We start from the raw sequence: 21,948 nt of genomic DNA on the forward strand, positions 1-21,948 counted from the left end.
AGGGATCATAAGTGGAAAATTCCAGTTCTAAATGGCCCAATTTAACGGGGGCACGTCAATTGAGAGGGCCAGGGAATGAAGCGCAATCGTTTTACAGACGAACAGATCATCGGCATTCTGAAGGAGCACGAGGCTGGCACGCCGGTCTCGGAGCTTTGCCGCAAGCACGGCGTCAGCGATGTCAGCATCTATAAGTGGAAAGCCAAGTTCGGCGGCATGGACGTATCCGAAGCCAAGCGATTGAAGACGCTGGAAGACGAGAACACGAAGCTGAAACGGCTCCTGGCAGATGCGATGCTGGACAATGCGGCTTTGAAAGACCTTTTGGGAAAGAATGTATAGTCCGCCTCGTCCGTGCAAGGGTACGCAACATCGTAAATGACGATTCCAGTTGCATAAATGTATCCGGCCTCTCGCGAGTGGGCTGCGGTTGCAGCCAGGCCATGATGAGATCCGCACACGCCGTTCCCAATAAATGGTTCGGGCACGAAGCCCGCTTTTTTGCACAGGGCTTACGGCATGTTGATCCACTGTTTCGTCATCACTAATCCCGAGCCTTGCAATCGAACCAGGAGCGTCAGGTAAATGCAGGATCTCTGCGTTCGTAAAGCGCTCCAGGCTTGGTCAGGACGACCCAGACGATCCGGGCCATTTTGGCGGCAAGCGCTACAACAGCTTTGTTAGGGTGCATACTCTCGCAACGGCTGTAGGGGCATATACAGCCGCACTGATCCAGCACGCCAGAGACCTGAAGGATGCAGTCCTCGCCGCTGAGGACGAGGACGAGTTGACGCTCGTAGACACAGAAGGTGGTGGCCTGAATGAGCCCCCTGAAGGGCCTATTCGGCTCTTTTCAAGATTGAGAAATCGCTGTCTCCTCGCCACCAGTAAGACATCGGGCCTATCTCAAAATTCATCGTAGCCGGCGATTTGAAGTTGTCGACTTCAGCGTATTTTTTCGCCTCTTCAGGGAAAAGTTGCCGTAGGTTGTCCAACTCGCTGGGCCTTAACACTGCATAGGTCGGTTTGAGGTAGGCTATCAGTGCAGAAAGCGAGGGCTCCATGGGCATATTTTTGATCGCGGCAACAGCGATCTTTGACCCGAGCCCTGGGTAATCGTAGACTGTTTTGTTGCGCGCGTAGAAGCCAATGTACCCCAATGGCTCCATGACGACAGTGTCTTCGGATGTCATCAATTCGTTGAGTCTTTGCCCAACCTTGATGCGGACAGCTTCTTCGACGTCAGTTTGAACGCGACGATCCAGCTCAGTCATGAACGGGAGGGGCGCGATATAGGCGACGGACAGAGCGACCGATATCGCTATCGCTGCGTGACGGCTCCGGTGACTTATGGCCGCGATGCCAGCGGCCACAGATATTGCAAAAAGGGCGGTAAACGGTGGGATATACCACATGAAATAAGAGTTTCTGACCGAAAACGCCCGATATGCGAAAAATAAGGCCACTGCGGCGACTACTGCGAAAAACCGGATATTCTTTGACGATCCATAGACCGCGCCGATTCCTCCAATGAAAATACAGGCGACGACAACAGAGAGAAAAATTCCCGATGGTAATGTGGTTGCTGATGCGAAATATTCGAGAAAAGGAGCAAAGTCCCGCCACGATGACATCGAGTAGCTGATCGCATCCCAAAGGTTTGCCGACAAACCATTTCGGCCGGAAAGCGATTTAGCAAGAATCGTGTTGGGGATCGGTGATCCGTAGTAAATCGCGGTAAATACCAGCCATGGCAAATAAACTAAGGTTCCAAGCGCCGCGACGATGGCTGCCTTCCGAGGATTAGATATCAAAACCCAAGCCCCAATGACGAAGCATGGAATAATAAAGTCGGGCCGGCAGAGCATACAAAAACCCATGGCCAGACCCAATCGAGCCCATTGAGAAGTCAAGAAAAAGTAGAAGGCGGACAGCAGTGCGCAAGTTGCTATCTGCGTTTCCATCCCCGTCATGCCAAAAAAAATGTGGAGATGGTTGAAGCTCAGAAAGGCTAAGGCAAAAATCTGCCCCGGCAGCCCGATCTGGAGATGCACGCAGATTTTGTGCGCAATTAGTATTGTGATCGCCGCAGCAAATAGGCTGCAGATCTGGATTAAGAGGATACCCTGCCCGAATGCTTCGCCTATAACCGGGATTAAAACGCTGATAGGAGATGTGAAGCTGTGAACTCTCGGCTCGCTGAAATGGTGGGTCAGGCCAAAACCTTCCCACAGGTTCCTCGCGGGCGTCAGTGTAATTAGGGCGTCTTCCCAGATTCTGCCCGTGTAGAACCAGTATAGGAGACGCACCGAAACCGCGATGATGATGAAACCCCAGAGAACACGTCTCTCTGCGTGGGTTGCAATTCGGAGTGCTGTGGATTGGCGCGAGGCGAGCATCGAATTTTCCTTAGGCTCAGAATTGCTGATGGCGCTCAGGGTTGGCAATTACGAATGCATAGGCTCTGTAATCGGGGCCTGCCTCTGCCCTTGAGGTGCTTTTTCGAAAACGCAGATGCTGTCGTAGATCGTTATCGAACGAGTCGATTTTGTGAACGCAGACACATCCAGAGCGCCTCTGGTGTGAACTGCATTAATCTCATCAAGTTTTGCCTTGGTGAATTCCATGAAAGAATTCGGCTCGTTGAGCCCACCTTGGTACTCCGGCCAGTAACATGTGTGGGTATCTTCCACGAAATAAACGCCTTTGGGCGAAATTCGATCATACAGAAGACCGAACGTCGCCACTAAGTGATCCATCCGATGGCTGCCATCATCGATTACAATGTCGATCGTTGGGTTTTCCTTTAGGATTGCTTCAATAACGGCAGGGTCGTCCTGGCTGCCAATGTAAATCTTGATGCCATCGGCCTCATGCGCCTTGCATTCAGCGTTGATATCGAGGCCGATGATGTTTGCGCCATCACCAAAGTACTCGCTCCACATCGCAAGAGATCCGCCGCCAAATACGCCGATTTCAAGCACAGTCGGTTTCTTGCCGCGGAATCTTTCAAAGTGGTGCTCATAGGCATCGAAATAATGAACCCACTTATGCAGGCGCTTGTGGCCATTGTTTAGAAAATACCGATGCAAAAAACCGTCGCTCAAAACTGCCTCCCCAGCGCACTATAAACCAAACAGGTGCGATTAACTCGATTAGCTGCGTTGTCGGTCGGGGGCAATCGAAAAACAACGAGTGGTGGCGGTAGCGTAACCAGGCACCCACAACGCACAATCAGGGCACCCTTATGTTGATCCACAATTGGTGGCCGGTGCTCAAGCGCTCGGCTGCGCTTTGGTGCGTCTACGTCACGCTCCTTCTCCAGATAGCCGAGGGAAGAGGTGGCTCGGTTTGTTTGAACAGTTTCGGGCGTTTCATTAAGTGGATTTCCGCCTCGATTATGCCGCCACCATCATTGGTGTCAGCGCGTTGAAGTAGGCCTTATCCGGTGCCTGCCGGTCAAGGGATGAATGTGGGCGTCGAGTATTGTAAAAGGTCAGATAGCGGCCGACGCCGACGCGGGCCTCGGATACGGTCTTGTAGGCATGAAGGTATACCTCCTCGTATTTGATCGAACGCCAGAGCCGCTCGACGAAGACGTTGTCCCGCCACGCACCCTTGCCATCTATCGAGATGGCGATATCCGCCTTCTTCAGCACCGCCGTGACGTCCATCGAGGTGAATTGCGAACCCTGGACGGTATTGAATATGTCGGGCTTGCCATAACGGGCCAGCGCTTCCTCGACTGCTGCGATGCAGATCCGCCGCATCAAGGTCAGATCGCCGTCGGACACTGGACGCGGTAGATAATATAAGCTTCTACGGCTGAAGCCGAGAAGCTTCGCCTGGCGTGCGACCGACAATTTGTGCTCGCGGTCGATCATTTCTTTCCGCCCAGCAATCCCGTCTCGCGGAGCGCACCGGATAAAAAATCGTTCTCCAGTGTCAGTTCGCCGATCTTGGCGTGCAGCGTTTTGACGTCGACGGCCGGACCCACTGGCTCCGCCTTCTTCATCACCAAAAACGCCTGTCGCCCCTCAAGGAGCTGGTCTTTCCATTGCTTGATCTGGTTGGCGTGCATATCGAACTGCTGGGACAACTCCACCAGCGTCTGCTCACCTCGGATGGCGGCAAGTGCCACCTTCGCCTTGAAAGCCGGGCTATGGTTCCGGCGCGGTCGTCTCGTCATGGTATCTCCTGTTCCCGGCATCTAAGCCGAAGTCAGGCAGAAATTCCACTTATCCTGGCTGTGCAGTTTTCCCGAGCCAGCTCTCATTCATGATAAAAAATTCTTCGATTGGGAAAATGCCGACGCTGACAGGCTTGACAGTCGAAGAATTTGGGGGCATTGCCGCGAGAATAGCTGGCTTGCTTCTATCTCTGCGACCTTCACCGAACGGATACGAAATATCTAGCGACGTTGCTGCTGATGATCGCGCTATTCTGATCGGGTCAGACCGACTGGCATTTCTCGATAATCTCATTTTGCGCGAAAACATATTCATTCCGGCGGTGCCGATGAAGTCTCCGACACTCAATCCCGTTGAAAATTTTTGACGACAACTGGTTCTAGGGCCGAATCTTCTTGCCCATCAAAATTCCTGTTAAAAACAGCGAGGGGTTGCTGTCAAACTGGAGCGTAGATTCTCAGACAATATAAAGAGGATCTGTGTCTTCGTTTCAATGGAGCGTGCCGAGGTTCCGGACATAAGTTCCGCGCTGGGGGAAGAGTTTGCTTACTGTTATTTCTGATGTTTTTGTGTCTACATTAGCCATCATGCTTCTGGTGACGACAGGTTCCGCTTTGCTGGGTCTGTCGAGCAAGGGACGCCAAATCGAGGGCCTGACGCTCCTCACCTATTCCGTAGCTTTTGGTATACTTTGCTTCGCCTTGCTTGGCGTGATGGTTGTTTCGTTGCCCTGGCCGTATGGAATTAACGCTAGAACCGGCTTGGTGGGGATTTTGTTTCTATCCGTTCTGCAGTGCTGGCGTAGAAACGTGTTGGCGCGGTTGTTGGTTGGATCTCAACGCTGGACCCTCCTGGGGCTTTGCAGTTGGGCGTGCATAGCTTGGCTGTCACTTGGTGCGACCTTTGTTCCTGTCACAATGCCAAATCCGCTTCCTGATGGCGCCTATGTGATAAAGAGCGAAAACTTGCACGTTAAGATACAACGTATCCTCGGCGATTTTCCTGCAGACAACTATATCCCTTTTGTTGCAGCCGAATTTCTCCTTCGTGACATTCAGTTTGCGAAAGAGCGTCCGCTGATGCCAGGTCAAGAGCTGTCTAACCGGCCCATTTTGCTTTCATTAGCGGCCATTCCCATTCATGCCGCATTACACCCGCCATCCCAGCGGGTCGAGCCGTTACCAAAGTTTCGGTATGTGGGAACGCGCTGGCCCAACGTCGGAATTCTGGGCGACGACGTAAGCTATCGAAGCTTCCTGAGGCTTGCGGTGGTGTTTAACGCCGCGTTGATTCTGGCGTTTGTGCTGGTGCTGCAGCGTCTTAAACTGCCTATTGAATTGGCAATGCTTTCTTGCGTCGCTTTCGCGACGAGCCCATATTTCCTGGGTCAGACTTTGTTCGTATGGCCAAAATCGCTTGCAGGGTTTTTCTTGATACTAAGTGGATTTATGCTGCTGAAACGGCGTCACTACTACGTTGCTGGCCTACTAGCAGGGGCGGCCTATTGGTCTCACCCTTACGCGATAGTATATTGCTTTTGTTTCTCATTATATTTGCTCTGCAGCGGTCGTTCCGTTTCATCCATGAAGCGAAGTTCTATTCCGTTTATTATAAGCATGTCGCTGATTTTGATTCCGTGGTTCATCTGGACTCGGATATATCTCCAAATTCCTTCGGATTTGGTGAATCAGAATTTACATGCCGCAAGTCTACAAGACGCTGTCTTTGCGCGAGTATTAAATTTGCGAGACGCATTTCTCCCGATGCCGGTTTCTTGGATTAGTCCGGACGCTTGGGCGCAAATAGCGATTGTCGGGATGGTGGGAGCCGTTGGCCCCTTCGTCGTTGTGCCGGCTTTACTCGGCGGGTTGCAGGTTGTTCGGAAAGCCCCGTTGGAAAGCATACTACTAGCTGTCCTGCCTTGCAGCATGTTGGTCGCTGTCTTTGGCGTAAGAGCACTGCCTGCGCTTCACGGATTGCAACCTTTAGCCGCAGTTCTTTTGGCAATTTCTTTTTGGTGGATGTACACTAATCTTCCTGGAAAGGTTGTTGGGTATCTTGGGATTGCACAAATATCTCTAAACATACTAATGGTTGCTTTCAGGGTGGCTATGCTAGGTATAGTTGTTTGATGTAATTGAAATGGAGTTCAGCGTCATGCCTAAATCATGGGCGATCGTAGCATTAAATCTCGTTCTTGCCGGTTGCAATCAGTATCCTGATAATTGCCCTGTTCGAGGAGACGGCGTTGTGGAAATCAGAGCATCTTTGGACGATAGCTCCAATGCCCCGCTGCCGCTCCAAAAAGGTGAGAGTTTGGTGGGGGCGATAGTTACGCCGGGAACCATGCGAGTGGACGCAGTAGCAGTTCAGATTGCGAATGGTGGCGGCAAAGCGGACGGTGGCCTTAAAATAAGAGTCTGCCAGGCCGACCTTTGCTCAAATGGCGAAAGCCAACTGATGGGTTCGCAGGACAATGATTTTCTCTCGATCAACTTAAATCCGAGCATGCTGATTAATTACGGTCGCGGACCGTTGAAATACACGATCACGCGTGAATCGGGCGTTGAACAAATGTCGGTGTGGACTTACCCCGCATATGGTAATATCGCGCATATTCAGGTCGGCGATCAAATACAGCAACGTACCATCAATATGCTTCTTATTCAAAACTAGTAAAGTTCTATAAACGACGGCTGTTGAAGTTAAAATCTTTAAAACGAGGGGACGCGCTGCGTCCTCACGCTATTTCTCAAGAATCACTAGATAATTATCGCTTTAAATTCAGGATGCAGTGTTTTCTAACGTGGTGAAAACGTAAAATACTTATGCATAAAGTAGCTGGTCACTATAGGGCTCAAAACTCCGATTATATGACCGACCGTTTCGGCATGGCTTTCAAAGCCGATCATCGGCAATAAATGCGTGGCTAAGCCTATACTCACCAGCCAGACCTGCGCAAACGCTACAGCGTTCACGAGGGTGAAGCGAACATATTCCTGGTGAACACGTTGCCCTGACGCCTCGAACACCATCACCTTCATTAGAACATAGGCCGTAGTCATGCCGAAGAGATAAGCGATCGTCACTGCTATGGAATACGGCATGATCTCCGAAAGCAGAATTCGAGACAGGATGTTCACGCCCGCCGCAATACCACCGGAAATGGCGAAGCGAATGAACGGCCTCGACAGATAATTCGCAAGCAGCGTCTTCATTTTCTTATGGATTCCGCCATCATGCGGCCATAGCGGACACTTTCTGCGATACCGCGATCTTCCGGGTAATAATAGCAGGTATCAGCAATCTGCAGGCCGGAGATCGGCGTCTCGATTGGCGGCAGCTTTTTGCGAAAATCCGGTTCGCAGACCGGTTGCGCATGTTTTAGGCGGCCGACCTTTGCATCAATCAGATCGCTCTGCGCAATCTGCGGGTTCACCCTGCGGATATAACCGAAAGCTTCGTCTATGAACTGTTGGTCGCTCCAATGCCATTTTGCCTGTGTCACCGGCATATAATAGGGTACATAGACCACCGTGTTTTCGACTGGGCGGAGATTGGAAAACTCGATTACTCCTGGGATTTCGATATTGTCGTCGACGATATTGATCCAGAAATGCTTGCTTATCGACTTTTTCAGACGAAAGATCAGGCAGACCACGCCAATATTACGAATGGCGTCATATTGCGCTTTCGACGCTTCCGGCAGATCCGGTATCATCTTCGAGATCAGAGGCGTTGGTACGGTGGATATAACCGCGTCGGCCTCGAAGAAGCGGCTGCCGACGGTGACGCCGGTGACCCTGCCGTTTTCTGTCTCAACCTTGTTGACCGCAGTCCCCAGATGCATGCGGCCGCCTTTTTCCGTATAGGCGGACACCAGCGCATCCACAAGCGTCTGACTGCCTCCGTCAATGTAGCCCAGTTCTTCCTGAAAAATCGATCTGCGTGAATTGCCTATGCGGCGCACGCGGGTGGCGATCCATGAAGCTGAAATGCTGTCAGCTAGTTCGTAGAATTTCAGGTCCATAAGCCGCTTCCAAAGCGTGTTATAGACTTCCTTGCCTGAGCCGCCCTCCAGCCACTTGCGCGCTGTCTTGTGCTCGATGGAGGCAAAATTATTCGTCTTGGTCGTCAAAAACATCTGCAAACCGGTACGAACTTTTGCGATCAGGCTCAGATGCGGGAAGCGCAGCAGGGAAAACGGATCACCCCATGGGTGGATTTTTCCTTTGATGAAATAACCCATCGAAGTCGGACGCCACCGCATCTTCCCGCCAATACCGAGTTCGTCCATTAGCTTGAATGTCGGCTCGTCGGATTTGCAGACGAAGTGATAAAATCGTTCGATAGACAAGCCGCGGAAATCGAAGTGCGCCGCCATGCCGCCCGGTACGGAATCAGCCTCGATCAGATCGACCTCATGCCCTAGTTGCGCCGCACGATGCGCGGCTGCAAGCCCCATGGCGCCGGCGCCGATGATTACAACACGGCTCATCGTCTTCTCCTAAAAATCCAGCACGATCTTGCTGTAACGAGGATCGAGGTAGCTTTCCGCAATTGCCGTCTTAAGTGGCGTTGCCTCCACGTTAAAAATTGCCGGCCAGTCGATCACTGCGAAAGTCTCGGGTATCACAAGCGCCTCAAGCTGGCTGGTGGTGAACGGCGGTTTTTTCGAAAGCTTTCCATAAACGAACAATAGCCACCAGAAAAGCCGATAGGGAATGTGCACGATACGGGCTTTTGGTTTTACCGTGTGGTGGATCAGCCGGATGACATCGCCGTAGTCGGTCTGTTCCAGACCGGAGATGTCGTAGGTGCCGGTCTTTTTATTATTGATCGATGAAATGATGATCTTGGCAAAATCGCCCGCGTAAAGCGGTTGGCGAATGAACTTACCATCGCCTGGGATTGGGAAAACGGGCACACGATCCATGAAACGGCGCAACCAGCCGAGATGTTTGCGGTCAAACCAGCCAAACATCAGCGTCGGGCGCAACACGACATGCGGTATGTCGTTTACGGTGTTGATGAATTGCTCCTGCGCGGTTTTCGACCGTGTATAAAAATCGTCGGCCTTCGAATTGACGACGGAGGATGAGATGTGGACAAAATAGGGCGTGCGGTGTCGGCGCATCGCCTCGACAATTTTCTCCGTGGCTGTGATGTTGTTGTCAATAAATTCCTGCTCTACCAGACCACCGATCTGGGCTTGATTAAGAAGCACACAATCCGCGTCTGCAAACGCATCCATCCACGGGCCTTCGACAGCAAGATCAGCATTGATCACTTCGATTTCCGGATGAAGTTTACGCAGCAGCGCCGTATTGCCCGGGTGTTTATCGATCCCGACGATTTTCAGGTCGGGGTTGGTCTTGAGCCTGGCAATTACGTTTTGGCCGACAAGGCCTGCGGCGCCAGTGACAACGATCTTCGGCATTAGAGTTCCATTCTATTGAATAGCGCTGTCGGCAGATTGCGGATGATCAGCATAATGTAGCGCCAGAAACCCGGGGCATAGGTGATAGGCCCACCACGATAAGCACTGGCATGGATTATAGCGGCAATCTGTTCAGGCTTTGCCCAAAGCACACCCTTGCGGTCCATCCCTTCGGTCATCGGCGTCATCGTCGGGCCCGGTTTTATCAGAACCGCACGGGGGCCCTTGTTGCCAAAGCGATGGGCGATGCCCGCCACCAATACTTCGAGTCCAGCCTTCGCCGAGCCATAGATGAAGTTTGCACGTCGGCCACGATCGCCGGCAACTGAGCCGATGACGACAAGGCTGCCACGCCCTTGGGCCTCAAGCACATTGGCCGCCACCAGCGACCATACCGCCGCGGAATTAAAGTTGACCCGCAAGATTTCTTCTGCAGCCGGGATATCTCGTTCGGCTGCGCTTTGATCCCCAAGGATACCGTGGGCGATGAGCACATGATCGACACCGCCTAGCTGTTCTACAAAACCGCCGAATAGGCTTGTTACATCGTTACAGGCCGCAAGATCGCTAATGGCAACGGCCGTGTTTTCCGCACCCCGTGCCTTCAAATCAACAGCGATCTGCGACAGATGGTTTTCGTCACGTCCGACGAGAAGGATCGACGCCCCTTCTTTGGCGTAGAGGCGAGCCGTGCAAGTCGCGATCGCCGAGGTCGCACCCAAAATGATGACGCGCAATTTTTAGTCCTTTATATTTGCGATACGCGCCGCCAGAAATGCGAGCTGAATCCGTTGTCGACGTGTTTAGCGAATTCTTCCCATGCGGGATAACCCTTTTGGAACATCTCTGCCGACATCCGCCCGTCTTTGGCGGGGTAAAGTCGACCACCGGCTTCCAACACGATAGCATCGAGCTTTTCCATTAGCTTTAATGTATCTTCGCCATAGTTTGGGAAATCGAGCGCCAGCGTGGTGCCCTCCTTGGGAAAAGACAAAAGACCGGGCGATTTGGCTGAGCCAAATGTCTTCAAAACGGCGAGAAATGAGCCTTGTCCGCTATCGGAAATCGCCTTCAGCATCGCCCTGCTGGCATCGACCTGGGCGTTCGGTGGCACAACAGACTGATACTGATACATACCGCTCCTGCCATAAAGGCGGTTCCAGCGACCAATCGAATCCAGAGGGTAAAAGAACGGGTGCAGGCCTATCCGCGCAGGGCCGGCTTTACGCTTGCCGTTCCAGTAATAGAGTTCATTAAAGATTTTTATGGAATAGCTGTTCATCGCGAATCTGGGTAGATTCATCGGAAAGGTAAATTTGGTATTGCCATTGTCCGGCAAGCGTGAACCATGCTTCGCATGGTTGCCCCGCGAAAAGACGCCACGCCCCAGCGATGCGCCTCTAGCCAGACAATCTACCCAAGAGACGGTGTAATCGAACCTATGCTCACTTTCCTTGGCTAGCGTGAAGAAGGAATCGATGTTTTCAAACGGAATGTTCTCCGCGTCGATCATCGCGCTCTCAACCGCAAGAAGTTCCAACTCCACCCAAGTTATTAGACCGGTAAGGCCAAGTCCTCCTATTGTTGCAGCAAACAGGTCAGGTTTCATCGTTGATGAAAGTTCGAGTTCTTCTCCGTTTGAACGCAGGAGTCCAAGTCGCCGAACCCAGCGCCCTATCGCGCCATTGATGTGATGGTTCTTGCCGTGCACATCATTGGCGACTGCGCCGCCCAGCGTTACAAAACGTGTTCCGGGGGTCACGGGTAAGAAGAAACCCTGGCGCACGATGATCTGAAGCAGGCTATCGAAGGAGATGCCGGCTTCCGCACGCAGAACGCGGGTCTGTGGATCGAAATGAATTATCTTGTCGACGCCGGTCATATCGATCATACCGCCGTCTGGATTGAGGCCGCTGTCGCCGTACGACCGCCTCAAACCCGCACCAAGTAGAAACAGGCCTTCTTGTCGGCCATTCAGCACCGTGGCTTTCAGCTGATCGCGCCAGATGGGGTACGCAACATGATGGCAGGCTTTAATGACACTGCCCCAGGAACGGAAGTCATCTTGCCGGCTGAACTTCGTCATAAAGCCACCAGAAACAGCAAGGCGATTAAGACGCCGAGCCCGATGCTCACGCGATCGCGAATGGCGAAGCTGACAGGATCATCGTTCATCTGACCTCGATGTGATAAAAGCCATATACGGCCGAGCCAGATTGCCAGAACCAACGATATGCCCGTGAGAAAAACCGGATATGTATAGGCTAGCCCTGGCGTCAATTCCTGAAGAATGAAGATCATGAAGACGACGAGCGACGCCATTGCAGAACTGACACCCAGAGCTAGCGTCAGTGTGGCGTCCTCGAGTTCATAACCGCGACTCTTCAAACTTGAGGCCCCACTTGATGCGGCGCGCACAATTTCAGTGTGTCGCTTGGCGGTTGCCAAGGAGAAAAAGAAAAAAACGGCGAATGTAAGGAGCCAAGCCGGCCGAGGATTGTCGAGAAGCGTGCTGCCCATGATGAGGCGAGTGGTAAATAACACACCTATGATCATGGTATCCAACAACGGCACCCGTTTGAGTCTCAGCGAGTAGGAGCCGGTGATCAGGAGGTAGGCGAAGAGAACGGCGGCAAACTCCCATGACACCAGACACGCAACGAGAAATCCCCCAAGCAGCAGTCCGAATGCCATCATGAAACCCGAGGAAATGGAAAGGCGTCCGCTAGCCAATGCACGGTTACGCTTGGACCAATGCTGTCGGTCGGCATTGAGGTCTGCAATATCATTCAGTAGATAGGTCGCGGAGGTAACAGCCAGCAGGCAAAAAAATCCCAGTATAGTTTCCAGTATCAAGGGCAGGTTCGACCACTCGTGCGCCAGTACTAGAGGCACGAACATCAGTATGTTCTTGGTCCAATGATGGGCGCGTATTGCCTTCAGGAACTCCTTAAGTGTGAGCGGCGGCGTCTCGAACTCCTTGATAACTGGTTTGCCAAGCGACCTCGCCCGTCGGGCAACTTCGGTACTTACTCCGGCGAGTACTATCCCCTGCGAGGCCTCCCAGACCGGCATGTCAACCGCGTGATCGCCGACATAAATGAACCCTTCAGGAAAACGCTCCGTGAGGTACTGGGCCTTTGCTTTGCCCTTCAGATTTGTTTTTGCCGAGCCAGTGGCCGAACTGAAAATACCCAGGCGCTGTGCTATCTTGTCAACGATTGTCTGGTCTGCGGCAGAACACAAATGTAGTTCATGGCCTTCGGCAGCTTTCTCTCGCAGCCATTTTACAAGGTTTTCCCGCAGTGGAAAAATCTCCTCTGTGACATCGACCTCCTTTGAAAGCGTGCCCTTGAAAATATGACGCCCTTTGGCAAGCGCTGGCAGCGAGCGTAAAAGTCCGAGCGGGCGACGGAACAGAGCGATCGCGGCTGTCTCGTGAAGCGTATCGGAAAGAACCAATGTACCATCAAGATCTACAGCGATAGGTAGCAGATTCGGCATATCAAATCCGGCTTGCATGCATGAGATTGAGTTGTGCATATGCTTTCGTATCCTGCGCCGCGCTTATGCCCCCTATAAGGCGAAAACAAATAAAACTCTATAGAGGCGGCGTAACTTTCCTCAGATGTCTTGGAAGCAGGCAACGCTCACACTTATCTTTGATCATTAAATTTGCCATTGAATTGTCTGTTGAAAAGCAGGCTCTTCAATGCCGAAAAAAACAGAAACTACTCCAGATTTCCGCAGAAAACTTTAGTTTCTTCCGAGATCAATGGCCTGAGCGGTCGGGATCGCGTTTCATCGCCGAACGCCGAAACCTTTCGGCAGCTTCCACCGAAATAAATCGCTCAGCCTTTGCGAGTAGTCGCAATACTTTGAACTCCATTTTTGCTTTTAGTTGTCGTAGTGGATAACGTCGGGCTTGAGCGAGTTCCGATCTAGCCCCGGCAAGTTCTTCTTGTGCAGAAGTTAGCGCCGACGTCAACTCGGTTAGATTTTGCTGGGTAGCTTCAAGCTCGGAGCGCAACCTGTCCGCGCTAGCCGTGAGTTCTTGTGATAACCGTTCGTGTTCGCGTCTTTGTACGAACGCTTCCCCTTGCACTTCAAAATAGTCCGCAATTAGCGTGCGTGAATCTTCATGACCAATCAATGCTGCAAATGACTTTAAGCCATCTGCGATCTGTTCCCCCCAAAAAAGGACGCCAAGACCATGTTGATAAGTGAAGTTCAACGAGGGATGTTTAGGTGCAAGCTCTGACCAGTATCGCCAAACCCCAAAATCCCGTTCACGCACTTCGGTATCATGGAAAAGTACGATCGCACGGTTCGATAGTTTCGGGATCCATGATTCAAAATCTTCTCTTACGTCGTTATAAAAGTGTCTCCCGTCTACGTGTAGCAAATCAACAGATGCATCTGGAATGTCTTCTAGCGCCTCAGCGAAAGTTTTTTTCAAGAGCGTGCTAAATCTACTATATTTCTCGTTTTCTGCGCGAACTGCGGTGTATACGCTGTCGTCATAATAGCCCGCATGTTCGTCGCCTGCCCAAGTGTCGACGGCAAAGCAGTCTGCTGCTAGGTTGTCGGCCTCTACTGCCTGACAGAAACAGAAATAGGAATAGCCGTGATGTGTTCCCAACTCAACTATGCGTCTCGGTTGCATAGCGCGCACCAGCCACATAGCAAAGGGTCCATGTCGCATCCACGCGGTGGATGGGACATAACTCGGCGTGTCAGTTGGGATGTTCAACATACTCATAGTCACCTTAATTTGTTGCATCCGGAATGGTCTAGTTAAGTCACATTTCGGTGCTGTCTATATCTTATTGAGCTTGCATGGCACTCGTTGCCGTTCAATTAGAAGACGTCTACGCGGTTGTTTACTGCACAACTGACATTAGTGTTGCGTCCATCCGGAGATGTTGGCCTCTACTAGTGCCATGAAATTTCTCGCGAATTTCTCTTGAGTCAGCTCACGTTCATATGTCTGCCTAGCCGCGCGTCCCATCTCTTCAAGTCTCGCTCGATCTTCGTAGGCCTGTATCATCCTGTCGCGTAACTGGTCGGCATTGCCGGAGGGGAACACGAAGGAGCAAACATCATCTAAAATATCGTGTGCGCCGACATGGTCGCTGAAGATCATTGGTTTACCGAGCTGTGCTGCCTCTATGGCAACGAGAGAGAACGAATCATCACGTGAAGGAGCGACCAACACGTCGCAAGATGCGATCAGTGAAATTGTCTGGTCATGGGAAAGATTTCCAACATAGTTGATCTCCGGATACCTGGAGATTTTGGTTTCAATTTCTTTCCAGAACGCGCCATGGCCGGGCCATAGCTTTCCTGCGATAATAAATCGACAATCTTTTCGCATCAATTCCGGGAGGTCAATAATCGCTTCAACAAAAACGTCCTGCCCTTTGCGAGGCTCCATCGTGCCTACCAAGACAAATCTCAGTTCTTTTGGAGATGAGCAGTTATTTTCGAGGAAATTGGCCGAGTGGTCCGGCGCGCCATTGACGAGAATACTCGCGGATACGCTCTTGGGCAGAAATTTTTTAGCATAATTACTGACACACACGACGCCGACTTTATTCCAGAGGCCTGCTGGTACGTTTGATAGTTGTGACAATAGTGCCTCACCTTCGTGAAGCCACCAGATCGTTCTCAGAATCGAAATTGACGCGAGTTGCTCTACAACCGGCCGGAGAGCAACAGTATTCACAATCGCAAGATCGAAATTCCGTGCGAAGCGCTCGAAAAGGAAATGGCAGGAGGTAACAGATGCGTCTATGATAACAACAATACCGTTGTCTTCCAATGCTTCGCGAAGCGGTCCGTCTGCGGCTGCAACAACGACTGGGAAGCCGCCAACAGCTTTAACAGCTTTGGCTGCTTCAAGTAGCATGTGCGGTGCGCCAGTATTAGTGAGTTCATGTGAAACAAAGAGAACGTCGGGGCCAGTGTAATTCAAGCCGGAGGCGATGTGATCCGCGTGTATATGATACTTGAAGGTAAAGTCGGGATAAAGCGTTTCACGCATGGAGTTTGTGAAATAAGGGTCGCGTGACACATAGCCGCCCCAATGCTTAAGGCAAAAAATGTCGGCCTTGTATTTCGTTTCCTTCGCGTTCCACGAATGATTGCCTATATGTGTCAGGAGAGAGTACGGCGTGTATACGCAGCGCAGACCGTGGGCGAGGAGTTTGTAGCTCAGGTCGAGATCGGAGTGTCCGTCCGGGGTGTTTCTCGCGTCAAATCCACCGAGTTCAAGAAAAACATCTCGTTTCAATGCGCAGCAAGCGCCAGATAAAATCGAAATGTTACGGACAAGCCGGTTCATCGAAAGAAATTCATCGGTGTGGTCCAGAGGGAGCGCGTGATAAGCGGTTCCGGCCATGCCCGGTGTACCTGAAATCATCCCGGCATATTGTATTGTGCCATCTTTATAAAGGAGTTGCGGTGATACTCCGCCGACACCCGGGACCCATAGATACTCTATCAGCCGTTGAACCCAGTCCCGGCCGATGGGGAAGACGTCATCATTATAAAATACGACTATGTCGCCGTTCGCTGCTCGTGCGCCCTCGTTACATTTGTCTGAGAAATTGTAGATTTTATCATAGTGAACAAATCTTGCCGCCGGCCAGTCAGCATATTCATCCCTCAGTTGCGCAGCAACGGTGCTATTGCAGACGATGAGTACTTCGTAATTGTCGTAATCAGTACCCTCGCGAATAGCGTCGAGTGCAAGACGAAGGTTTTTGGCCGAGTCAGAAGGGACGACAATGGATACGCGCGACCCTTCTTCGGGGATCGGAATTCGAACGCAGTTTGCGTGAGGCAACATCTCGACATTGCCCCGTATCCCCCGTCGATCAAGTGCATTTTGAAGCGCGGCGATGTTACTTAGTCGAGCAAAGTCCTTCCCACCCGACGCAGCGGAGCCTTGGATCGCTCGCCAGAGATAAAGAATACGTTCGACATGTACAATCTCGCGCGAAACCTCAGCCATGCGCAATGCGAGATCGTAGTCTTGTGAGAAATCGTATTCACTTCGAAATCCGCCGATCTCACGCACAAGCGCAGTGCGATAGACTGTAAGGTGCCCGGTGATCATGAAATTGAACATGATCTCGGGCGACCAGTCTGGTTTCAGGATGAAACTAGAGAGCCTGCGATCTGGCGTGTCGTCGATCTTGCATTCGTCGCTGTAGAAAAAATCGGCTTGCGGATTGGTATTGATTGACTCGACCATACGAAGCAACGCGTCAGGAGTAATCTCGTCATCGTGATCAAGAAGGGCCACATACTCTCCCCGCGCCATTTCGAGCGCATGGTTTGACGCGACTGAGATTCCTCCGTTAGCAGGTAGTGCGGCAAACCTGATCCTCGGATCGGTTTTTGCCAACTCCGTCAACAAAAGGCGTTGTTGATCTTGTGTCGAGCAATCGTCCACAACGCAAAGTTCCCAATTCTCATAGAATTGCTCTTGCAAAGATTCAATTGCTCGTCGCAGCCAGATGGTAGGAGTATTGTACACTGGCATGACGACAGAGACTAAAGGCAAAAATTGCAGTCGCGCTATTAGCTCTCTTGCATCATCTGATGTCAGTTCAGACTGTTGACGCGAGAAAATTTTCCGAGGTGTATCGTTTGCGTCTACTGAGAGCTGAATTTGCGCGATAGGAAAAACGCTTTTGAAGTAGTGGGGGTTTAGGTTTACGAAGGCTGCAAAATCTGGCCTAAGATTCCCATTCTTTTTATAGAAAGCTCCGCGAAAAAGTGGTCTCACGTCGCCCGATTTCTTTGAAAATGCGATAGCCCGAAACCATCCTCGTGGTTTTCCGCTGCGATGGAATGCCATGCGTCGAAAAATGCTCTGATGGAATCGCAAGGTGCCAGTCGTATTGTCTGAGTTTCTTTCATTCGCCATAAGTGAGAAACGCCCGTTCATATGCTTCTAAGTTTGTTATCCAGCGCCGAGCGCAGACTTATCGGTTGCCGACGGCACATTCATGGATTAATCTCTCGTAGAAGTCGAGATACATGAGCCATTCATCCCTGCATTACCCACCATCAATGTGGCAGAGGTAAGCCAACCAGCTTGATCTGAACCCGATCAGATCAAGCTAAACGAATGCTGCGCTTATCTCTATTCGATGTCTTGGGGAAACGCGTTTAGAGTTTGCGCTTCTGCTTGGATCTCATCGCCAACGGGACCTTCGATACGGTCGATCAGCCGCAGGCTTGTTGTAGCGCCAGCAGGAGAGAGCCAAAGCGGAGACTTTTTCAAAAACTGAAATCCGCGACGCAATGCATAGCCGGGGAGGGCATAGGCGCTTGCACGACGAGATACGGCGGTAAGGATTAGCGCGATACGATCTGTTCGCCCCTGAATAGTTCTGGGATCTTGAGCCATAACCCTAGTGTGAACAGACTCAAGCAAAGCGTCATCTGGAATAACAAGCTCGCGAGCTATTCGATCAACCTCATCGTCGTCGTAGCTTGCTAGCTCAATATCCAGTTCATCAATTTTATAAGTTGCGTCATGGGAGAATCCGTGGCGCAGTACCCATTGGGACAGGCCTATTTCTCCGCGTCGAACAGTCCGCGTCTTGTCGTTGCTGATGTTTAGTTTCCTCCAATACTGAAGAAAAGCAGGACATTGCAATATGCCTTTTCCAAAACCCAAGGCGTAGGAAGCATAATGAAAATTTTTATGGTTTGGGCTATGTTGCCAAGATATTTCACGGAATCTGTGAGGATCTACGCGCGGCATGGCGTAGTTCGACGTTGCCGCCATAAAATCCGTCTCAAGTGCCCGCGCCTGGTCGAACCAGCTCACCGGTTGCGGTACGAGCCACACCGAGTCGTTCAGGAGCCACAGGTGTGTTAAATCTGGCAAGTGTCCGGCAATATCCAATACGCCATCTCGATATCCCCCGAAATCATAGCCAACGTTGGGCCGTTCTATAATCCTTGCTGTAAGAGGCTTTAATAGCGCTTTGTCCGCGTCAGCTAAAGGAACGTTGGTGACGACGATCGGCGCTATCCCTGCTTGCCGCATCTCCCTCAGCATGGTTAAATGAGAGAGTTGAACGCCGTTTCGAGGGAAAATGAGATAAATCCCGACTTCGTCAGTTAGGGGTAAGTCTCCTAGGCTTCTATTTATAGATCGTGAAGTGACGGTATCGTACCATCGCCGCAACACCACTAATTTCACCATCTCGACGGGAAGCTGGAGCAGTTGATGGCCCACCCTATTTATTTCGCGACCGATTTTCCACCAATGCAACTTGATCATATCTATCTTTGGCCAAGAATTTGAGAAACCGCCAATATCTTATCAGGCAAGCTGACGTTATGTTTTGGACATCGTTTTTTTTCGCCACGATGACCGTAACATCATCGCTGAACCGACCACCATGCCCAGAGCCTTCGCTCTTCGCCGGCTGGAAACAAGATTTACAGGCGATCCCAAAAGCAGAACCGCTCTAAAGAAAGTTGTCAGCGCCGGAAAAGGCCTGCCATATTTACGCCCTGTATAGACACGTGACTGAGCCATATGCAGCGCCTTAAGATAGGCAACATTTGCGGAACGCCCCGATGAGTGCCCACCTGCATGAATAACTTCAGATTTTTGAACGTAAACCAGCGTGCCGAATTCTCGCAATCGCAACGACAGATCATCGTCCTCGTGATAGAGGAATATTTCCTTATCAAAGCCCTGCGCGGCATGGAAATAACGTTTGGAAACCATTAACGCCGCTCCGGACAAAACTGGAACTTCGCAATCTTTTGGCGGCCATCCCCTTTTCATCCATGCCCTGCGCGGTAGCAAGTACGACCGCCGTTTAAAGTAAGCGCTGCCATCGCTGTTCACGATACGTGGATTGAAGGCTGAGGCACTCGGATATTGGTTGGCGGCATCAACCAGCGCTTGAAGAGCGCCGTCGCTCAGACGAGCGTCTGGATTTAGGAACATCAATAAAGATGTCTTAGCGAGTTGGGCACCCGCATTGCATCCCCGTCCGAAGCCTTGATTCTCAGCCATTTTGATGATGCTGACAGTCCGATCCTGAGGTAATTGGTCAAACTTATTAGTGCAGCCGTTATCGACCAATATAATAGGAGTGACCGTTGGAACAGACGCGATCATGTCACCAATGACCATATCGCTGTGATAGCAGACAGAAATGACTGTGACATCTGAAAGAGAATAGGTCGACAAGTCTAACAGCACTCTAGTTGCGGCCGAAGAATAGGAAATTCCTATTCAACCCTATGAAGAACCGACCAGACGGTGGCAATTTAAGCTAGCAATAAAACTTACAAAAAGATCATTGCGCATGTCTAGGCGATAGAGCGCGACCCTTTCAGCCTTTTCACATAGGCAGCCTCTAACATCACAGTTTGGCTCAATCAAGCGATTTTGACTAGATCGCTAGGGGGATCCGCTATTAAAAAGATCGCCATCATAAGCGTTTTATAGTTGAAGAATGCCTTACAGCGGCACATCCCACATTTTGAAGAAACTGCATGAAAAAGCTAGTTAGCTTTTCACAAGCCCTCTGAGATATGTTCCATAATCCCCTTTTCCCGCACTATCAGCAACTTTCGAGAATTCGACATCGGTTATAAAACCCTTAGACAAGGCGATTTCTTCCGGGCAGGCAATCTTAAATCCCTGTCGCTTTTCCAGCGTTCGCACGAATTCGCCTGCTTCGATCAGGCTGTCTGGCGTGCCAGTATCAAGCCACGCATAACCGCGCCCCATGATGGATACTTTCAGCTTGCCACGCTCGAGATAGGTTCGATTTACATCTGTAATCTCGTATTCGCCGCGCGCGGACGGTTTGAGATTGGCGGCGATATCGACCACATCGGCATCGTAAAAATAAAGACCGGTGACCGCCCAGTTGGATTTGGGTTTCGCCGGTTTTTCCTCGATGGAGAGGGCGCGCATTTCACTATCGAAATCGACCACGCCATAACGTTCGGGGTCATTCACATGATAGGCGAAAACCGTCGCTCCGTCGTTGACGCTCGTGCCTGCCTGCAGAAGCTCCGGCAATCCGTGACCATAATATATGTTGTCACCTAGGATAAGGCACGATGGCGAACCCGCCACGAAATCCGCTCCGATCATATACGCCTGCGCCAGCCCATCCGGGCTGGGTTGAACCGCATATTCAATGGAAAGACCCCATTTTGAGCCATCACCCAGAAGAGACTGGAAAAGCGGCATGTCATGGGGTGTAGAGATAATGAGAATCTCGCGGATGCCGGCCAGCATCAACGTGGTCAGCGGATAATAGATCATCGGCTTGTCGTAGACCGGTAGGATCTGCTTCGAGACCGCCAATGTCATCGGATGCAGGCGCGTGCCGCTGCCTCCGGCCAGAATGATGCCCTTCATGGCGTTTCCTTTTTGCTCTGCGCAAGAGCGGTGACGACCGCGCGCGTTGATGTTTGCCAGTTCGGCAGCCTTATGCCGTAAACCGCTTCCAGCTTGCTGCAATCAAGCCGCGAGTTTGCCGGACGCCGCGCTGGTGTAGGGTATTGTGCAGTCGTGATGTCGTTGACGATCATCGACTTCCCGCCGTTTTCTTCAGAAAATGCGAATATCTGTTTCGCGAAATTCGCCCAGTTCGTTTCACCGGTTCCGGAAAGATGAAAAACTCCACGGAGACGGATCGAGGAATCGTCCAGGAGTTTCCTTGCGATTGCTACGATAGCGGTGGCGATATCGTTGGCCGAGGTTGGGCATCCGAACTGGTCCGCGACCACATTGATCTCGTCGCGGCTTTCGCTCAGCCGGAGCATGGTTTTTACAAAGTTGTTGCCATATTCCGAATAGACCCATGCGGTTCGCAGAACAGCGTAGTTGCCGGTAGCCTCAGAAACGGCTTGTTCGCCTTCGAGCTTCGAGCGGCCGTAGATGGACGTAGGGCCTGTCGGATCCCTTTCGACATAAGGCGTCGCCTTCGTGCCATCAAAAACATAATCCGTAGAAAGATGAATGACGGGAATACCAAGGTCACTTGCCGCCTGTGCGACGGCCCCTGCTCCATCCCGATTAACGGCAAAAGCGATGTCCGGCTCGCTTTCTGCCTTGTCGACAGCGGTGTAGGCAGCAGCCGATACCACAGCGTCGGGCTTTACCTCTCGCAGCGCTTTTAAAACAGTTTCAGGCTGTGCTAGGTCGAGTTCCGGTCGACCCAGAGCCACGATCTCTAGCTCGGCGCTCGCCAGTGCCTGAAGGGCGCTGACGACCTGACCATTTTTGCCCGTAACTGCCAGCCGCATTCG

At 51.5% G+C, this 21,948-nt stretch carries 17 protein-coding genes and 3 pseudogenes; 4 read left to right on the forward strand and 16 right to left on the reverse strand.

Features of this window, described 5'->3' with window-relative positions:
• Window positions 1-75: 75 nt before the first annotated feature.
• Window positions 76-339 (forward strand): annotated as a pseudogene (locus MRBLRC7O_RS22185) (transposase); the annotation flags it as partial.
• A 238-nt stretch (window positions 340-577) separates the two neighbouring features.
• On the opposite strand, the pseudogene MRBLRC7O_RS22190 reads toward MRBLRC7O_RS22185, so the two are convergent.
• The 4 genes and pseudogenes from MRBLRC7O_RS22190 to MRBLRC7O_RS22205 form a co-directional block, all read right to left on the reverse strand.
• Window positions 578-688 (reverse strand): annotated as a pseudogene (locus MRBLRC7O_RS22190) (IS110 family transposase); the annotation flags it as partial.
• A gap of 151 nt (window positions 689-839) precedes the next feature.
• Window positions 840-2,399 carry a DUF8728 domain-containing protein gene (locus tag MRBLRC7O_RS22195; RefSeq protein WP_367727654.1) on the reverse strand — a complete coding sequence of 520 codons (1,560 nt, stop codon included), beginning with the start codon at window positions 2,397-2,399 and terminating at the stop codon, window positions 840-842.
• A 48-nt stretch (window positions 2,400-2,447) separates the two neighbouring features.
• On the reverse strand, window positions 2,448-3,107 hold the full coding sequence (locus MRBLRC7O_RS22200) for an O-methyltransferase (RefSeq protein ID WP_367727655.1): 660 nt from the start codon (window positions 3,105-3,107) through the stop codon (window positions 2,448-2,450).
• A gap of 291 nt (window positions 3,108-3,398) precedes the next feature.
• Window positions 3,399-4,189: pseudogene (locus tag MRBLRC7O_RS22205) on the reverse strand (integrase core domain-containing protein).
• A gap of 116 nt (window positions 4,190-4,305) precedes the next feature.
• On the opposite strand from MRBLRC7O_RS22205, the gene MRBLRC7O_RS22210 reads away from it, so the two are divergent.
• The 3 genes from MRBLRC7O_RS22210 to MRBLRC7O_RS22220 all read left to right on the forward strand — a co-directional run bounded on the left by MRBLRC7O_RS22210 (window position 4,306) and on the right by MRBLRC7O_RS22220 (window position 6,866).
• Window positions 4,306-4,557, forward strand: a complete 252-nt coding sequence (locus MRBLRC7O_RS22210; RefSeq protein WP_367727656.1) for a hypothetical protein — start codon at window positions 4,306-4,308, stop codon at window positions 4,555-4,557.
• 175 nt (window positions 4,558-4,732) lie between these two features.
• Window positions 4,733-6,322, forward strand: a complete 1,590-nt coding sequence (locus MRBLRC7O_RS22215; RefSeq protein WP_367727657.1) for a hypothetical protein — start codon at window positions 4,733-4,735, stop codon at window positions 6,320-6,322.
• A 10-nt stretch (window positions 6,323-6,332) separates the two neighbouring features.
• Window positions 6,333-6,866: a hypothetical protein gene (locus MRBLRC7O_RS22220; RefSeq protein ID WP_367727658.1), complete on the forward strand. Its 534-nt coding sequence runs from the start codon at window positions 6,333-6,335 to the stop codon at window positions 6,864-6,866.
• Window positions 6,867-6,991: 125 nt separating this feature from the next.
• Here the strand turns inward: MRBLRC7O_RS22220 and MRBLRC7O_RS22225 are convergent, their stop codons facing one another.
• The 12 genes from MRBLRC7O_RS22225 to rfbD all read right to left on the reverse strand — a co-directional run bounded on the left by MRBLRC7O_RS22225 (window position 6,992) and on the right by rfbD (window position 21,945).
• Complete coding sequence (locus tag MRBLRC7O_RS22225; protein ID WP_367727659.1) at window positions 6,992-7,408, reverse strand: GtrA family protein; 417 nt, start codon at window positions 7,406-7,408, stop codon at window positions 6,992-6,994.
• Window positions 7,405-8,688, reverse strand: coding sequence for an NAD(P)/FAD-dependent oxidoreductase (locus MRBLRC7O_RS22230; RefSeq protein ID WP_112636027.1), 1,284 nt, complete (start codon window positions 8,686-8,688; stop codon window positions 7,405-7,407). The genes MRBLRC7O_RS22225 and MRBLRC7O_RS22230 overlap by 4 nt, the downstream gene beginning before the upstream one ends.
• Window positions 8,689-8,697: 9 nt before the next feature.
• On the reverse strand, window positions 8,698-9,630 hold the full coding sequence (locus MRBLRC7O_RS22235) for an NAD-dependent epimerase/dehydratase family protein (RefSeq protein ID WP_367727661.1): 933 nt from the start codon (window positions 9,628-9,630) through the stop codon (window positions 8,698-8,700).
• Window positions 9,630-10,367, reverse strand: coding sequence for an SDR family NAD(P)-dependent oxidoreductase (locus MRBLRC7O_RS22240; RefSeq protein ID WP_367727662.1), 738 nt, complete (start codon window positions 10,365-10,367; stop codon window positions 9,630-9,632). The genes MRBLRC7O_RS22235 and MRBLRC7O_RS22240 overlap by 1 nt, the downstream gene beginning before the upstream one ends.
• 11 nt (window positions 10,368-10,378) lie before the next feature.
• Entirely contained in the window at window positions 10,379-11,716 is a 1,338-nt protein-coding gene (locus MRBLRC7O_RS22245) for an FAD-binding oxidoreductase (RefSeq protein ID WP_367727663.1), read from the reverse strand.
• Window positions 11,713-13,173, reverse strand: a complete 1,461-nt coding sequence (locus MRBLRC7O_RS22250) for a UbiA family prenyltransferase (protein WP_367727664.1) — start codon at window positions 13,171-13,173, stop codon at window positions 11,713-11,715. The genes MRBLRC7O_RS22245 and MRBLRC7O_RS22250 overlap by 4 nt, the downstream gene beginning before the upstream one ends.
• Window positions 13,174-13,402: 229 nt before the next feature.
• The gene (locus MRBLRC7O_RS22255) at window positions 13,403-14,314 is read right to left on the reverse strand and encodes a class I SAM-dependent methyltransferase (protein WP_367727665.1); all 912 of its coding nucleotides are present in this window, start codon (window positions 14,312-14,314) and stop codon (window positions 13,403-13,405) included.
• Window positions 14,315-14,530: 216 nt separating this feature from the next.
• Window positions 14,531-17,500 (reverse strand): glycosyltransferase, encoded by a 2,970-nt coding sequence (locus MRBLRC7O_RS22260; RefSeq protein ID WP_367727666.1) that lies wholly within the window; start codon window positions 17,498-17,500, stop codon window positions 14,531-14,533.
• A 288-nt stretch (window positions 17,501-17,788) separates the two neighbouring features.
• Window positions 17,789-18,940 carry a rhamnan synthesis F family protein gene (locus MRBLRC7O_RS22265; protein ID WP_367727667.1) on the reverse strand — a complete coding sequence of 384 codons (1,152 nt, stop codon included), beginning with the start codon at window positions 18,938-18,940 and terminating at the stop codon, window positions 17,789-17,791.
• Window positions 18,941-18,997: 57 nt separating this feature from the next.
• Complete coding sequence (locus MRBLRC7O_RS22270; protein WP_112495315.1) at window positions 18,998-19,867, reverse strand: glycosyltransferase family 2 protein; 870 nt, start codon at window positions 19,865-19,867, stop codon at window positions 18,998-19,000.
• A gap of 321 nt (window positions 19,868-20,188) precedes the next feature.
• Window positions 20,189-21,055, reverse strand: coding sequence for a glucose-1-phosphate thymidylyltransferase RfbA (gene rfbA / locus MRBLRC7O_RS22275; RefSeq protein ID WP_112495243.1), 867 nt, complete (start codon window positions 21,053-21,055; stop codon window positions 20,189-20,191).
• On the reverse strand, window positions 21,052-21,945 hold the full coding sequence (gene rfbD / locus MRBLRC7O_RS22280) for a dTDP-4-dehydrorhamnose reductase (RefSeq protein ID WP_367727668.1): 894 nt from the start codon (window positions 21,943-21,945) through the stop codon (window positions 21,052-21,054). Before rfbD ends, rfbA begins: the two co-directional genes overlap by 4 nt.
• Window positions 21,946-21,948: the final 3 nt, after the last annotated feature.

It is taken from the genome of Agrobacterium radiobacter (assembly GCF_040801995.1).
Classification (GTDB): Bacteria; Pseudomonadota; Alphaproteobacteria; order Rhizobiales; family Rhizobiaceae; genus Agrobacterium; species Agrobacterium radiobacter.

Coding starts and splice junctions, on each gene's coding strand:
- MRBLRC7O_RS22225 (WP_367727659.1), bottom strand. CDS start 7,408: ATGAAGACGCTGCTTGCGAATTATCTGTCGAGGCCGTTCATTCGCTTC.
- rfbD (WP_367727668.1), bottom strand. CDS start 21,945: ATGCGGCTGGCAGTTACGGGCAAAAATGGTCAGGTCGTCAGCGCCCTT.
- MRBLRC7O_RS22245 (WP_367727663.1), bottom strand. CDS start 11,716: ATGACGAAGTTCAGCCGGCAAGATGACTTCCGTTCCTGGGGCAGTGTC.
- MRBLRC7O_RS22210 (WP_367727656.1), top strand. CDS start 4,306: ATGCCGACGCTGACAGGCTTGACAGTCGAAGAATTTGGGGGCATTGCC.
- MRBLRC7O_RS22265 (WP_367727667.1), bottom strand. CDS start 18,940: ATGATCAAGTTGCATTGGTGGAAAATCGGTCGCGAAATAAATAGGGTG.
- rfbA (WP_112495243.1), bottom strand. CDS start 21,055: ATGAAGGGCATCATTCTGGCCGGAGGCAGCGGCACGCGCCTGCATCCG.
- MRBLRC7O_RS22235 (WP_367727661.1), bottom strand. CDS start 9,630: ATGCCGAAGATCGTTGTCACTGGCGCCGCAGGCCTTGTCGGCCAAAAC.
- MRBLRC7O_RS22230 (WP_112636027.1), bottom strand. CDS start 8,688: ATGAGCCGTGTTGTAATCATCGGCGCCGGCGCCATGGGGCTTGCAGCC.
- MRBLRC7O_RS22220 (WP_367727658.1), top strand. CDS start 6,333: ATGGAGTTCAGCGTCATGCCTAAATCATGGGCGATCGTAGCATTAAAT.
- MRBLRC7O_RS22195 (WP_367727654.1), bottom strand. CDS start 2,399: ATGCTCGCCTCGCGCCAATCCACAGCACTCCGAATTGCAACCCACGCA.
- MRBLRC7O_RS22260 (WP_367727666.1), bottom strand. CDS start 17,500: ATGGCATTCCATCGCAGCGGAAAACCACGAGGATGGTTTCGGGCTATC.
- MRBLRC7O_RS22250 (WP_367727664.1), bottom strand. CDS start 13,173: ATGCACAACTCAATCTCATGCATGCAAGCCGGATTTGATATGCCGAAT.
- MRBLRC7O_RS22255 (WP_367727665.1), bottom strand. CDS start 14,314: ATGTGGCTGGTGCGCGCTATGCAACCGAGACGCATAGTTGAGTTGGGA.